We start from the raw sequence: 14,028 nt of genomic DNA, 5'->3' as shown, positions 1-14,028 counted from the left end.
ACCAATGTCAGCCGTCAGGTAGCCGGACATGAGCACACCGAGCGATAAGGGCAGCGTCTTCGAAACCGATTTGCCTGCACGTCTGGACCGCCTGCCTTGGGGGCGATTCCATACCTTGCTGGTCGTGGCGCTGGGGATCACCTGGCTGCTGGACGGCCTGGAAGTTACCCTCGCAGGCTCGGTAGCCGGGGCCTTGAAAGCCAGCCCGGCGCTCAACCTCAGCAACAGTGACATTGGCCTGGCGGGCGCCGCCTACATTGCCGGTGCTGTGCTGGGCGCGTTGTTCTTCGGCTGGCTGGCGGACCGTCTCGGGCGTCGCAAACTGTTCTTCATCACCTTGCTGCTGTATGTCGGCGCGACGGCCGCCACGGCGTTCTCCTTCAGTGTATGGAGCTTCATGCTGTTCCGCTTTCTGACCGGCATGGGCATCGGCGGCGAGTACACGGCAATCAACTCGACCATTCAGGAATTTACCCCGGCCCGCTATCGGGGGTGGGTCGACCTGACCATCAATGGTACGTTCTGGCTGGGCGCTGCGCTCGGTGCGATTGGCTCGATTGTCTTGCTCGACCCGCTGTGGATAGGGGCCGAACTGGGCTGGCGCCTGTGTTTCGGGATTGGCGCGGTATTGGGGCTGCTGGTTCTGCTGATGCGCCTGTGGTTGCCAGAGAGCCCGCGCTGGTTGTTGATACATGGCCAGGCTGAACAGGCGAAGCAGATCGTTGAGCAGATAGAAGCAGACTTGCAGCGCCAGGGCCACGTATTGCCCGCCGTGTCGGGCAGCCCCCTGCGGCTGCATGCCCGTGACCACACGCCGCTGGGCGAGGTCGCCAGAACGTTGCTGGTGACGTTCCGTCAGCGTTCGCTGGTAGGCCTGACGCTGCTCACCGCCCAGGCGTTTTTCTACAATGCGATTTTTTTCACCTACGCACTGGTACTGACCGACTTCTATGGCGTGCCGGCCGAGCGCGTCGGCTGGTACGTGCTGCCACTGGCGCTGGGTAACTTCTGCGGTCCGCTGCTGCTGGGTAGACTGTTTGACGTGGTAGGACGACGGGTGATGATCAGCCTCACGTATGGCGTTTCGGGCGTACTGCTGGCAATCAGTGGCTACCTGTTCCAGCAAGGCTTGCTGGACGTTACCCAGCAGGCCATCGCCTGGATGGTGATTTTCTTCTTTGCATCGGCAGCGGCCAGCTCGGCCTACCTGACCGTCGCCGAAACCTTTCCACTGGAAATCCGTGCCCTGGCGATTGCGGTGTTCTACGCATTCGGTACCGGGCTGGGCGGGATGATTGGTCCGACGCTGTTCGGCGAGCTGATCGAAACCGGCGAGCGCAGCAACGTGCTTATCGGCTATCTGATCGGAGCAGGGCTGATGTTGCTGGCGGCGATTGTGCAATCGATATGGGGCACGGCTGCCGAGCGCAAATCTCTGGAAGATGTGGCCAGACCGTTGTCGCAGGCCGGGGACCGATAGGGGGCGTTAACGGAATATGCCGCGCAGGCTGTCCACGGACGCCTGCAGGCCGATGATCCGCTCACTGACCTCTTGCGCTTCGTGTGCCCGGGAAGTTCGCTCGAGGTACAGGAGATGTCCGGCCAGGTTGGCCGAAACAAGTTCCAGGTCGTCGGCAGTACGCCTGATGTACGCCTGCATGTCTTGCAACTGTTCGATCTGCACGGATGGTGCCCTTATAGGTCGCATCCGAGCGCACTAAATGAATGGGGGGCAATCATCAATCCACCCAACCGAGTTGTCGGCGGCAAGGCCGGTTTTCTTTAGTGCCGCAGGTAAATAAACAGGCCAATCATTTTTTCGCATCGTGCCGAGCGATTTATTCGTCTTCCTGATCATCGTGTTCCGAGTAGGAGTCCAGCAACTCGGCCAGCGCCAGAGTGCGGTCCAGCCCTTTGCGGGTGGACATGATTTCAGCTACCGCCTGCGTGGCGGCAACTCTGGCAGCTTCGCGTTCGGCATCGGTGTTATTGGGCGTGGCGGCCTGCGCAGCCTCAATAATCGATTGCTCAAAGGTATTCATGGTGCTCGCTCGTGAAATTCAAGTGCCTGTGATACCGAGAATGGCGGATTGTTTCAAGGCCGATCAATCACCTTCGTAGGGAAATTCCTCCAGGCTCTGCATCAGCGCGACACCCTGTGGGCCCTGAAGATTCTCCAGCACCCAGCAACTGTTGGCATTTTTGGCCAGCAGCAGGCGTGTCGTCTGGCTGGCGACCGGCTGCTGCGGGGCGTCCTTGTAACCCAGGTTATAGGTCATTTCGACCACCGCCTGCTTGTCCGAAGTGGACACCAGCTTCCAGTCGATCGGCTTTTGCACATCACCGTCCTGCGCGTCGGTCCACGGGTTGGCACTGACGGCGCATTGATCGCCGTTCTGGCACGCCCAATCCTTCTTGAGCAGGCTCAGCAGCGGTTTGGACAAATAATCAGCGCTGCCTTTGCCATTCAGATAAAAATCCTGGTGCTTCTCGTAGATCCAGCGCGCCGTGTCGACCGGGGTTGCAGCCGGGCAGGCCGCATGGGCAGTGGTTGAAAGCAGGCAAGCAAATGCAATGGCGACGGTTCTGGACATGGAGCGGGCTCGCAGAAAAGGTGGCAGTGAGGTTACAAGCTGACAACACTGCATTTGTAAGGCATGCGGACAAAAAAGCAATGGTTTTAGGTGAGCACTGGTAACGATGTCCGCCTTTCTTCTCGATGGAACCGTTTTACCGATTCTCGCCACTTAGCCAGGACTTCTAACTCAGGGCAGTCTTATGCAGCCAGATCATTTTCAGTCATTTGCACGACTGATCATCAAGCAGTATCCCGACACACCGCAGATTCCCGAGGCGGAAAAACATCCCGTCTACTTGCTGACGTTTGGTGCCGATGTGGATATTCATCTGATCGGCAGCCAGCCAGGTTATCTCAATCTGGTCGCTACGTTCCCGGCACCCAAGCCTTGGCTAGCGCCCGAGGGGCTTCGTGCTTTGCTCGCCGAAAACATATTCACACTTCAACACCCGGTGATAATGACGGGTCTGGACGCAGGCAGCGGAAACATGGTGCTTTCGCTGCGCCAGTCATTGCATGAACTCAGTGAAGAAACTGTTTTGCCTCTGTTCGAAGGTTTCGTTCGGCGAGCCATTGACTTTCATTCGGGAAATATTCTCCCTCCCTCGCAAACTCATATCGAACCCAAGACCAGCGGGGCGCTCAAGACGAGCCTGTCAACCAAAAACAATCCATCGTCGCTTTCTCAGGAGAAAACTCGTGCCTAAAATCAGTAGCTTTTTCGGGGGTGGATCGTCCGTCCAGAGTTACGATGCCACTGTTCAGCACTATCAGTCCGATGACACTGTGCACGGTACATTCAGAGCCGATCAGTTGGGTCTGCACCGTTATCAAGGCATAGGTGTGACCGTTTCTTCCGGTACGATGGAGAAGCTTGCGGATGCGACATGGGCAAACCGGGTAGCAAAAAGCGCCATTCCGTCAGGTGCCGGTAATCAGCGCGCAGATATTATTGAGTCCGGCGGTGAAAGTTGGGCTCGAATGCACTTGGCGGATGCAAAATACTCGGGGGGCGGTAGCACCGGTCAGCTCAAGCGCGCGCAAAAGTTTCAGGGGGGCAACTGTGCGGTCCATGCCGCTGTTGCAGCAGCGGCATTGCAGAGCCGTGGCGTGAGTTACCCTATCAACCGCGTGCGTATGCAATTGCCAGATGGTAACTCTCACGAATTCGTATTGTTGGGGGATCGCCGTGAGTCTGGAGATCGAGACACTGTAGTGGTTGATCCCTGGCCTACCCACCCTAGCGCATGCACGCTGGATCAGGCTGTTCTGCATGATGCTACGAGGGGCACTCACCACGCGGTTGCTCAGTTCCTTGACAGTTCCAGCTATCGCAGTGAAATCTACAAATCATCGATTGGTTCTGCAGATGTGCAGCGGTTGAGCAGAATTGAAGTGCTAGGGACTGCAGAACTTGAGAAAAAGCTCGGGAAATCCAGGCTTCCTGGGGTGGGAACTCAAAACCTTGTAAATCATGCCTTGAATGACACCAACTTCGGTCAGTTCGACGTTCGCGTCGCGACCGATCCGAGCACTTACTACAGAGACGATTCCGGTACCGGATGGCAGACGTTTGATCCGATTTTGCGCCAGTGACATTCAAACAGAGCTATAGAAAAATCATTTGAATGGCGTGCCAATGGAAACAGCATTGGCACGCATGTCGTTAAGCTTTGCGTCATCCAGGCCCTCTCACGAGGTTCGTGAGAGGGGATAGGTACTGCGCCTTACTTCTTGACCGGCACGATATCCATGATCTGGCCATTGACCTTCTGGAAACGCACGTACTTGTCGTTAATTTTCACCCATTCGCTTTCCTTGGCGGGTGTTTCCAGGCCTTTGCTTTTCCAGTCCTTCACTTCCAGATCGCTGCGGCGATATTTTTCCGGAACACGGGAGCCTACTTCCAGCTCATGGACGTTGTCCTTGGATTCGGTGACTTTCGGGTCCGCCGTCTCTGCTGCGTGAACCGGCAGGGTGACGGCGGAAAAGCAGCCGAGCAAGGTCATGCAGGCGATCAACGATTTGCTGTTCATGTGAAGACTCCCAGTCTTTGGTATCAGGCGATGGCTTAATGCCTCGTAATAACTCGGACCCTCACTGTTGCAAATCATTCGATCGGGTTTGCTGTGCTCAGCCTTTCAGTGTCTCGGCGATGGTTGCAGAGAGCGGGGTGGTTGGGCGGCCGATCAGCGCGCTCAACTGGCGACTGTCCTCGAACAGGGCGCCCTTGGCAGCCGCGGCATCGGAGTCGGCCAGCAGCTGGGCCACGAAGTCAGGCAGGCCTGCCTGGATAAGCGCTGCTTCGAATTCGGCCTGTGGCAAGTTGATGTAAGGCAGGGACTTGCCGCTCTGCGTTGACAGCTGCGCTGCAAATTCGGACAGCGTGTAGGACTCGTCGCCTGCCAGTTCATACACGTTACCGGCCTGTGCTGTTTTCGAAGTCAGCAGCACAGCGGCCGCCTCGGCGTAATCCAGACGCGAAGCGGAGCTGATACGACCCTCGTCGGCACAGCCCATGACCGCACCATGGGCCAGTGCGCCTGGAATGCCTGCGGTGTAGTTCTCGGTGTACCAGCCATTACGCAGCAAGGCGAACGGCAGGCCGCTGGCGCGCAGGTAGTCTTCGGTTTCGCGGTGCTCTTTGGCCAGGCTCAGCGCCGAGGTGTCGGCATGCAGAACACTGGTGTAGGCCAACAGCTGGACGCCGGCACGTTTGGCTGCATCGATTACCGCCTTGTGCTGCGGCAAACGCTGGCCCACTTCGCTGGAGGAAATCAGCAGCACCTTGTCGGCGCCGGCAAATTCGCTGTCCAGTGTCGCCGGCTGCGAATAGTCGGCCTGACGAACCTGAATGCCCTGCCTGGACAGATCGGCGGCTTTTTCCGGACTGCGCACGGCTGCAATGATTTGCGAAGCAGGTACGCGGCTGAGCAATTGTTCAATGACGAGGCGGCCAAGCTGGCCGGTGGCACCGGTGACAACGATCATGGAATGATTCCTTGAATCAGGTTGAAAGGAAGCGCCAGCATAGTCATGATGCTTACCTTTAGTAAGTACGTACAAAAAGGTAAGTGTCATGAGCGAATCCGCCCCGCAATCAACTGCCCCGCGATCAGATAGTGTGCAGCAAGGCCTCCAGCCGGAAGTGGCCGAGACGCTGTTGGCGCTGGTTCGTCAGGGCCAGGTGCTGGCGTCTGACTGTCCTTCGCGTGTGGTGCTCAATCACGTCTGCAGCCGTTGGGGTGTGCTGGTGCTGGTGGTATTGCGGGGTGGCATGCATCGCTTCAGCGAAATACGCCGCAAGATTGGCGGGGTGAGCGAGAAAATGCTCGCGCAAACGCTCCAGCATCTGGAGCATGATGGTTTCGTCAGCCGCAAGTCGTTGCCGGTGGTGCCACCGCATGTTCAGTACCGCTTGACCCCGATGGGCGAAGAGGTCGCCTTGCAGGTTGAAACCCTCGTCACCTGGATCGAGACCAATCTGCCGCGCATCATGCACGCCCGCGAAGCGTCGAATACGCTGCATACCACGCCCGAATGAGTCTTTTCTGACAGATTTTTCATCCTGCGATTGTCGGCTCGATCGCCTGTAATCAGCCGCTTCTTGGTATGGTGCGCGCCGAAATCTTTATATACACGTTCAGTTGCGCCGTTTGCCCTTCACCGAGAAGCTGTAGAAATGCCCAATCCAATTCCTCTGAAAGACCACGAAAAAGAGACGCGGCTGGTCAATCAGCGCCTGATTGCCTGCGCAGTGCTGGTGGGCGTGCTGGCTGCCTGTCTGGTCGCGCGCATGTATTTCCTGCAAGTGACCGAGTTCGACTATCACTCGACCATTTCCGAAAACAACCGTGTTCACGTGCTGCCGATCCCGCCCGAGCGCGGTTTGATCTTTGACCGCAATGGCGAAGTGCTTGCCGACAATCGTCCCAGCTTCAACCTGACCCTGACCCGCGAGCGCGCGGGCGACTGGCACAAGGTGATCGATGAACTGATGACCCTGCTGGAATTGCCCGACGAAGACCGGATTCTGTTCGACAAGGAGCTGAAGCAGGTTCGTCACCCGTTCGAGCCGGCAACATTGCTCTACGAACTCACTGAAGAGCAGATCGCAACGCTGGCGGTCAATCAGTACCTGCTGCCGGGCGTGGACGTGGCGGCGCAGTTCGTCCGTCACTACCCGTTGGGCGCCCATTTCGCGCATTCGATCGGCTACGTCGGGCGTATCAACGAAAAGGAAGCGGCGCATCTCGACAACGAGTACCGCGGCACGCAGTCCATCGGCAAGACCGGTGTCGAGCGCTTTTACGAGTCCGAGTTGCACGGCCACGTAGGCTATGAAGAGGTCGAAACCAACGCCCAGGGCCGCGTGCTGCGCGTGTTGAAACACACTGATCCGGTGCCGGGCAAGAACATCACCCTCACGCTGGACGCGCATTTGCAGGCCGCAGCGGAAAACGCGCTGGGTGATCGGCGCGGTTCGGTGGTCGCACTGGACCCGGAAACCGGCGACGTGCTGGCGATGGTCAGCAAACCAAGCTTCGACCCCAACCTGTTCGTCACCGGCATCAGCTTCAAACAATATGCGGCGCTACGCGATTCCATCGACCGGCCACTGTTCAACCGCGTGCTGCGTGGCCTCTACGCGCCGGGCTCGACGGTCAAGCCGGAAGTGGCGATTGCCGGTCTCGACAGCGGCGTGGTGACGGCCTCGACAAAGGTCTTCGACCCCGGCTATTTCCAGTTGCCGGACTTCGACCACAAATACCGTAACTGGAACCACAGTGGCGATGGCTGGGTGGACATGGACACCGCGATCATGCGTTCCAATGACACTTATTTCTACACCGTGGCGCACAAGCTCGGCATCGATCGGCTGCACGACTACATGACCATGTTCGGCATCGGCCAGAAGGTGTCGCTGGACATGTTCGAGGAGTCTGCAGGCTTGATGCCGTCTCGCGAATGGAAGCGGGCCACGCGTCGACAGGCATGGTTCCCCGGCGAAACGGTGATCCTCGGCATTGGGCAGGGCTACATGCAGGTCACGCCGTTGCAGCTGGCTCAGGCCACTTCCCTGATTGCCAGCAAGGGTGTCTGGCATCGCCCGCACCTGGCGATGGAAGTCGGTGACAAGGCACCCGTCGACGAGCATCCGATGCCAAACATCGTGCTGCACGATCCCAACGAATGGAATCAGGTCAATACCGGCATGCAGATGGTCATGCACGACCCGCGCGGCATTGCGCGGGATGCGGCCAAGGGCGCTCAGTACCGCATCGCCGGCAAAAGTGGTACGGCGCAGGTGGTGGCGATCAAGCAGGGTGAGCGCTACAACCGTCTGAAAACACTGGAACGTAACCGCGACAACGCCTTGTTCGTCGGCTTCGCGCCGGCTGACCATCCCAAGATCGTCGTGTCGGTGACCATCGAGAACGGCGAGGCGGGTGGCCGGGTAGCAGGTCCTGTGGTGCGGGAGATTCTTGATGCCTGGCTGCTCGACAGCGAGGGCAAGCTCAAACCGGAGTACGCAGCACCCGTCAAGGCACCGGGCAACCCGCACGCCTGATCAGCGTTTTAAAGCGCTGGCCGAATGACCGAGCCCTGAACAGGGCTCAGGTTTTCTGAACTGTCGAGAATGCATCGGGTCGACCACAACAGGCGTGGCAGAGCGCTGCGCGCGTTTTATCGAACTCATTATCATTGCCTCGACAAGGAACCCCGCATGTCCAAGACCATTGCCGACCACCTCGCGCAAACCCTCGCAGCGGCAGGTGTTTCGCACATCTGGGGGGTGTCCGGTGACAGCCTCAACGGCCTGACCGACAGCCTGGAACGCACCGATTCGATTCGCTGGATGCACACCCGTCATGAAGAAGTCGCAGCCTTTGCTGCCGGTGCCCAGGCAGCGTCCAGCGGCAAGCTGGCGGTCTGCGCCGGCAGCTGCGGACCGGGCAACCTGCACCTGATCAACGGCCTGTATGACTGCCACCGCAATCGAGTGCCGGTACTGGCAATTGCTGCGCATATTCCGTCCTCGGAAATCGGTCTGGATTACTTTCAGGAAACCCATCCGCAGGAGCTGTTCAAGGAGTGCAGCCACTTCGTCGAGCTGGTTAGCAACCCCGAGCAGTTCCCGCGTGTGCTGGAACGTGCCATGCGTGCCGCGATCAGCCAGAAAGGTGTGGCGGTGATTGTCTTGCCGGGCGACGTGGCGCTCAGCGATGCGCCGGATGTCGCGGCAAAATGGATCGAGGCCACAGCGCCCAAGGTCGTGCCTGCCGAAAACGACCTGCAGTCGATGGCCGACATGCTCAACGCTTCCAAAGCCGTCACACTGCTGTGCGGTGCGGGTTGTGAGGGTGCTCACGAGCAGCTTCTGGCATTGGCGGATACGCTGGGCGCGCCGATCGTTCACGCATTGCGCGGCAAGCAGCACGTCGAGTACGACAACCCGTTCGACGTCGGCATGACCGGCCTGATCGGTTTCAGCTCCGGCTACCACGCCATGCTGTCCTGCGACACACTGGTCATTCTGGGCAGCAGCTTTCCGTATCGGAATTTCTACCCCGAAAAAGCCGACATCATCCAGATCGACCTCGATCCGACCCAGCTTGGTCGCCGTACGCCGGTGGCGCTGGGTCTGGTTGGTGGGGTGCGGGAAACCCTGGAAGCGCTTCAGCCAAAGCTCAAGCCGCATACCGATCGCCGTTTCCTCGACAAGGCCCTGAAGCACTACGCCAAGGCCCGGGAAGAACTGGACGAGCTGGCCACCCCGACGCCAGATGGCACGCCGATTCATCCGCAGTACCTCACTCGACTGGTCGACGAGCAGGCGAACGCCGATGCGATCTTTACCGTCGACGTCGGTACTCCGACCCTTTGGGCGGCGCGCTATCTGCACATGAACGGCAAGCGCAGTCTGCTCGGCTCGTTCAACCACGGCTCGATGGCCAATGCCTTGCCACAGGCTTTAGGGGCCAAGGCTGAACATCCGGATCGTCAGGTCATCGCCCTGTGTGGCGACGGCGGCCTGTCGATGTTGCTGGGCGATCTGCTGAGCATTCGTCAGCTGAACCTGCCTATCAAAATGGTGGTGTTCAACAACAGCTCGCTGGGCTTTGTCGACATGGAAATGAAAGCCAGTGGTTATGTGCCGCACGGCACTGACCTGCATGAAACCAACTTCGCCGGTATTGCCTTGGGTGCAGGCATTCTGGGCCTGCGTGTCGAGAACGCCGAAGAGTTGCCGGCTGCCTTGCGCAAGGCGTTCGATCATCCCGGTCCGGTGCTGATCGACGTTGTCACGGCCAAACAGGAACTGGGCATTCCACCGAAAATCAAGCTGGCCCAGGCCAAGGGCTTCAGCCTGTACATGATGCGCGCGATCATGAGCGGGCGCGGCAGTGAAGTGGTGGAACTGGCGAAAACCAACCTGCGTTAATACATTATAAAAACCTATGGGATGAATAGGAAAAGTTGCAACTTCTATTCGCCGAGATTGTCACCGCTGTTACAGGTGACCATTTCGGTGTCTCTATATTTCTTTTCTTGCGATGACTGCCCAAGGCGGTCATTTCTTTATGGATCCAAACTTCTCGCCCCCTCTACTTTATTGACTTGGTTATTTGAATTAATAAATTCAAATAACAGGTAAAGCTTCTCGGCAGACAGCCGAGACAGTCATACGGGAGCAGGACCGGCTACGGCAGGCTGATTACCGAACAGTCCCTGGCGACAAAAAAACGTCGACGTTACAGAACGTTACGCCCTGGAAAGTCTTTATAGAAAAGTCTGCACGTCATGAGGTCTGCAATGCTTAGAAATGCTCCTTTGAGTATGAAACTGCTGCTTATTTTAATATTCCCCTTGGTGGGCTTCCTGGCCTTCGCAGGTCTGTTCGTCGCTGACAAAAGCGAAAACCTCGGTGACATGAGGCGCGCAGTGACAGCCACCAGTGCCGCACAGAAAGTGAGTGACGTAGTCACCACTCTCCAGCGCGAACGTGGCGCCAGCGGCGTATTTCTGGGTAGCGGCGGCAAGTCCATGCAGGACAAGCTGAAAACGTTTCGTCAGGAAACCGACAAGGCGATAAGTGAGATGCGCGCCCAGTCCACCGACGGTATTCCCGGACCTGATAAGGTCAACCGCGCATTCGAGGAGCTGATCGCTCTGCGCCTCAAGGTCGATTCGCTCGGGATCAACAATACAGAATCCGGTACGCGCTTCACCGACATCATCAAGACACTCATAGGCTTCTCTTACTCAATGGAATCGAGTATCGAGGATCCGGAAATATTGCGCGGTCTGAGCTCGCTCAATCAGTTCGTGGATATGAAGGAACGTGCCGGTCGCGAGCGTGTATTGCTTGGTCTGGCATTCAATCAGAACCGGTTTGACGCCGCACTGTTATCACGCTTCAGCCGCAACCTGGGCGAGTTCTCGGGGTATTTCGAAGCGTTCCAGCGCTGGTCACCTGAAGCCTTCAAAACCAAACTCAATGCCGTTTTGCAGCAACCAGGATCGCTCGAAGTGGCGCGCTTGCAGCGTCTGGGCTTCGATACTCCGCTGGGTGACCCGCTCAACGTCAAGCCGGAAGACTGGTTCAACCTAGCGACCGTGCGCATCGACATGATGGCCAATGTAGAAGCAGAGCTTGGCCAGAACGTCGTCGGCCTGGCAACGGACGCACGCAGCTCCGCTCAAAACAGCCTGTACGTGGCGGTTGCCATTGTCGTCCTGATGCTGATCGTGGTGCTGTGGCTGGCATCGGTGATCATCCGCAACATCAAGGTTGCGGTGGTCGATGTGAACCGCACGCTGATGGCACTTTCCACACGTGATCTGACCGCCCGGACCCGTTATGTCGGCAAGGACGAGTTCGGCGAGATCTCGCGCAATCTGGACAACATGGCGCAACAGATCAGTGATGTCATCCGCGACATCGGCAGCGCCACGGCACAGGTTGCCACCGCCGCCGAGCAGTCTTCCGCAGTGGCGTTGCAAACCAATCAGAACGTGGCGCAACAACGCCAGGGCACTGATCAGGTCGCCACTGCCATCAGCGAGATGAGTGCCACGGTGAAGGATGTAGCACGCAGCACCACTGACGCGGCCGAGATGTCGCAGCGCGTCAACAACAGCACCCTGCAGGGCAAGACCGAAATCGACAACACCATCGGCCTGATTCAGGGGCTCTCGGTGCAGGCAGAAGAGACTTCACGGATCATTGATGAGCTCAAGGGCGAGAGCAACTCGATCTCCTCGGTGCTCGATGTCATTCGTGGCGTCGCCGACCAGACCAACCTGCTGGCGCTCAACGCAGCCATCGAGGCTGCGCGTGCCGGCGAGCAGGGGCGTGGTTTCGCGGTGGTTGCCGACGAAGTGCGCAATCTGGCCAAGAAGACTCAGGACTCTACCGTCAGCATCCAGAAAATGATCGCCAACCTGCAGTCCGGTTCAGAACGCGCTGCCGCGTCGATGCAGGAAACCCTGGGCAAGGCGCAGGAGGGTGCCAGCAACGTCGTACGCGCTGGTGAACTGCTGGAAGAAATTGCCGAAGGCATCGCGACCATCAGCGACCGCAACATCCAGGTCGCTTCGGCCGCTGAAGAGCAAAGCCTGGTGGCCGAAGAGATCCACCGCAACGTCGACGACATCAACTCGCTGGTCATCCAGGTCAGTGCCGGTGCCGAGCAGACCGCCGTCACCAGTCGCGAACTCGCGCGTCTGGCTGAGCAGCAGCAGGGGTTGGTGGGTCGCTTCAAGGTGAGCTGACAACAAGCTGTTAGTGTGTTGTGAAAAGGCCTGGAAGCGAAAGTTTTCAGGCCTTTTTGTTGGTCTGCGGATACTGTCGTGCCGCGGTCTCTGATCACCATCGATAGTCCGTCAGCCATGACCCTTCAGTCACCTTTTCACGTAACCCCACGTCCCGCTTACGATTATGTAGTGACTAAAAATAATCACTACATAATCGTTGACGCACTCTATTTGCCCTTGCATTATGCAGCTGTCTCCCTGATCGGGAGCGCTGCAAAAGGTGTGATGAACAGGCTCGGCAAGCCGTCGAGATGTTCCCGGATGTAGGCTGCCCACAAGGCAGATTGATGGAGCTGAACTGGCATTTGTCGCCGATAAGGGCGAGAAGCTGGCGAAATGTCCTCATGATGCTTGTAACGGATCGATTGCCGATCCTGGGCCGGGTCTTTGGGTTTCGTGACTTCTTCTCTCTGCGCTGATGCCGCTGTGTAGCGGCTCTTCATCAAGGCTACCTGCATGTCCTTGAGGGCTGGAACGGTATTCAACGCACATTCAATGGTGTTGCGTTGCTGAAGTTCTGGCGCATGAACTTGATGTATCAATTATTGAACAGTCTATGAGCGAAGGGGCATCAACATGAATATCGACACACAACCGACTATTGATGAACTGGCTCGTCTGTTTGCTGCGTGCAAAGACACGCTGGATAACCATATCGCCTGGGTAGCCGAGTCGGGTGAAGTTCGCGTCGACGCCATGTCGCCGTTCACGCAAGAGCACGAGTTTCGTGATGCGCACCCGCAAATGCGCGCAGCCCTGAAGATGTTCCGTCGTGGCCAGGGTTATGTTGGCAAGAAGGCCGCTGCCGATCGTGCCTACATGGAGGACACGCTGCAGGCGTTGAAAGGTGAGTGGCAGAAGACTCGTCGGCAGGCGCACTCGCAGGTTGCCTGAGCAGGTCATCGTATGTCTTGAAGCCTGTTCCCGATCCGCGATCGGGAACAGGCTTTTTGGTTTTCGGCATCGGGAGGGCGAAGGCCTTATCGGTTGTACAAAGTGATTTTGCTGGTATAGATTCCGGGAGTGAGTCAGTGCATCTGACTCGTCTCGTTCCCAGCCTGCCATTGAAGTCGTGGCAGTGCCTATACAGAGGTTGCCGATGCGTGCGCCACGATGGTTATGGTTGGTGATGTTACTCAGCGCCGGCGCTTCGGCGGACTGGCGTGAGGCATTGCCCAATGCTCAGGTCGTCGGCGGTGGCGAGTTGAGCCTGTTCGGCTTTCGTGTCTATACGGCCAGGTTGCTAAGCCCCACCAAGCCCTTCGTCGCGGATGCACCGCTGGCTCTCGAGCTGACCTACCACCGCGACATTGACCGGGAAGATCTGGTCGATGCCAGTATCGATGAGATCAAGCGTATTTCCGGTTCGAAGGTGACCGAACAGCAACTGACTGAATGGCGCCAGCAGATGAACCAGTCATTTGTCGACGTCCAGCCGGGCATGAAGATTACCGGCGTCTATCTGCCTGGCCGCGAAGCGCGGTTTTATGTAGGTGACAAGCTCCAGCATGTGGTGCCCGACAGCCAGTTCGCCAAGGCGTTCTTTTCCATCTGGCTGGACCCGAAAACCCGTAACCCCGAACTTCGCGAGCAGTTGCTCGGCAGTACCGGCTCATGACCCATCAAGG

General features: G+C 57.9%; 15 protein-coding genes. 9 read left to right on the top strand and 6 right to left on the bottom strand.

The genetic code is table 11. The annotated features are described in order from the left end of the window. Positions 1 to 28: 28 nt before the first annotated feature. Positions 29 to 1,480, top strand: coding sequence for an MFS transporter (locus JOE29_RS13225; RefSeq protein ID WP_016567988.1), 1,452 nt, complete (start codon positions 29 to 31; stop codon positions 1,478 to 1,480). 6 nt (positions 1,481 to 1,486) lie between these two features. Here JOE29_RS13225 and JOE29_RS13220 read toward each other — a convergent pair whose 3' ends face one another. The 3 genes from JOE29_RS13220 to JOE29_RS13210 all read right to left on the bottom strand — a co-directional run bounded on the left by JOE29_RS13220 (position 1,487) and on the right by JOE29_RS13210 (position 2,594). Continuing rightward, positions 1,487 to 1,684, bottom strand: a complete 198-nt coding sequence (locus JOE29_RS13220; RefSeq protein ID WP_003349205.1) for a hypothetical protein — start codon at positions 1,682 to 1,684, stop codon at positions 1,487 to 1,489. A gap of 154 nt (positions 1,685 to 1,838) precedes the next feature. Next, entirely contained in the window at positions 1,839 to 2,042 is a 204-nt protein-coding gene (locus JOE29_RS13215) for a hypothetical protein (protein WP_004404016.1), read from the bottom strand. Between the two features lie 63 nt (positions 2,043 to 2,105). Then, positions 2,106 to 2,594 carry a DUF3828 domain-containing protein gene (locus JOE29_RS13210; protein ID WP_016567990.1) on the bottom strand — a complete coding sequence of 163 codons (489 nt, stop codon included), beginning with the start codon at positions 2,592 to 2,594 and terminating at the stop codon, positions 2,106 to 2,108. 184 nt (positions 2,595 to 2,778) lie between these two features. On the opposite strand from JOE29_RS13210, the gene JOE29_RS13205 reads away from it, so the two are divergent. Together JOE29_RS13205 and JOE29_RS13200 are read left to right on the top strand one after the other, a co-directional pair. Then, the gene (locus JOE29_RS13205) at positions 2,779 to 3,285 is read left to right on the top strand and encodes a CesT family type III secretion system chaperone (RefSeq protein ID WP_046236570.1); all 507 of its coding nucleotides are present in this window, start codon (positions 2,779 to 2,781) and stop codon (positions 3,283 to 3,285) included. Further along, entirely contained in the window at positions 3,278 to 4,174 is an 897-nt protein-coding gene (locus JOE29_RS13200) for a hypothetical protein (RefSeq protein WP_057407004.1), read from the top strand. The genes JOE29_RS13205 and JOE29_RS13200 overlap by 8 nt, the downstream gene beginning before the upstream one ends. Positions 4,175 to 4,305: 131 nt before the next feature. On the opposite strand, the gene JOE29_RS13195 is transcribed toward JOE29_RS13200, so the two are convergent. Next, entirely contained in the window at positions 4,306 to 4,614 is a 309-nt protein-coding gene (locus JOE29_RS13195; protein WP_003367279.1) for an RcnB family protein, read from the bottom strand. Positions 4,615 to 4,711: 97 nt separating this feature from the next. Further along, positions 4,712 to 5,569 carry an SDR family oxidoreductase gene (locus tag JOE29_RS13190; protein ID WP_210079588.1) on the bottom strand — a complete coding sequence of 286 codons (858 nt, stop codon included), beginning with the start codon at positions 5,567 to 5,569 and terminating at the stop codon, positions 4,712 to 4,714. Between the two features lie 88 nt (positions 5,570 to 5,657). Here JOE29_RS13190 and JOE29_RS13185 point away from each other — a divergent pair, with 88 nt between their 5' ends. From JOE29_RS13185 to JOE29_RS13170, 4 genes are all read left to right on the top strand, one after another. Next, positions 5,658 to 6,122 carry a helix-turn-helix domain-containing protein gene (locus JOE29_RS13185; RefSeq protein ID WP_004417990.1) on the top strand — a complete coding sequence of 155 codons (465 nt, stop codon included), beginning with the start codon at positions 5,658 to 5,660 and terminating at the stop codon, positions 6,120 to 6,122. A gap of 138 nt (positions 6,123 to 6,260) precedes the next feature. Next, entirely contained in the window at positions 6,261 to 8,150 is a 1,890-nt protein-coding gene (gene mrdA / locus JOE29_RS13180; protein ID WP_024665435.1) for a penicillin-binding protein 2, read from the top strand. Between the two features lie 156 nt (positions 8,151 to 8,306). After that, positions 8,307 to 10,025 carry a ubiquinone-dependent pyruvate dehydrogenase gene (poxB, locus tag JOE29_RS13175; RefSeq protein ID WP_044313332.1) on the top strand — a complete coding sequence of 573 codons (1,719 nt, stop codon included), beginning with the start codon at positions 8,307 to 8,309 and terminating at the stop codon, positions 10,023 to 10,025. 371 nt (positions 10,026 to 10,396) lie between these two features. Then, positions 10,397 to 12,358, top strand: a complete 1,962-nt coding sequence (locus tag JOE29_RS13170; RefSeq protein ID WP_016567993.1) for a methyl-accepting chemotaxis protein — start codon at positions 10,397 to 10,399, stop codon at positions 12,356 to 12,358. 224 nt (positions 12,359 to 12,582) lie between these two features. Here JOE29_RS13170 and JOE29_RS13165 read toward each other — a convergent pair whose 3' ends face one another. Further along, positions 12,583 to 12,942 carry a hypothetical protein gene (locus JOE29_RS13165; RefSeq protein WP_161633429.1) on the bottom strand — a complete coding sequence of 120 codons (360 nt, stop codon included), beginning with the start codon at positions 12,940 to 12,942 and terminating at the stop codon, positions 12,583 to 12,585. Positions 12,943 to 12,976: 34 nt separating this feature from the next. Between JOE29_RS13165 and JOE29_RS13160 the strand changes: the two genes are divergently transcribed. Then, entirely contained in the window at positions 12,977 to 13,294 is a 318-nt protein-coding gene (locus tag JOE29_RS13160; RefSeq protein WP_044313330.1) for a hypothetical protein, read from the top strand. 205 nt (positions 13,295 to 13,499) lie between these two features. Further along, the gene (locus tag JOE29_RS13155) at positions 13,500 to 14,018 is read left to right on the top strand and encodes a chalcone isomerase family protein (protein ID WP_003424088.1); all 519 of its coding nucleotides are present in this window, start codon (positions 13,500 to 13,502) and stop codon (positions 14,016 to 14,018) included. Positions 14,019 to 14,028 lie beyond the last annotated feature (10 nt).

It is taken from the genome of Pseudomonas sp. PvP009 (genome assembly GCF_017832995.1).
Taxonomy (GTDB): Bacteria; Pseudomonadota; Gammaproteobacteria; order Pseudomonadales; family Pseudomonadaceae; genus Aquipseudomonas; species Aquipseudomonas syringae.
Note: the sequence above shows the minus strand (reverse complement) of the source record. Positions and strands in the feature narration are given on the sequence as shown.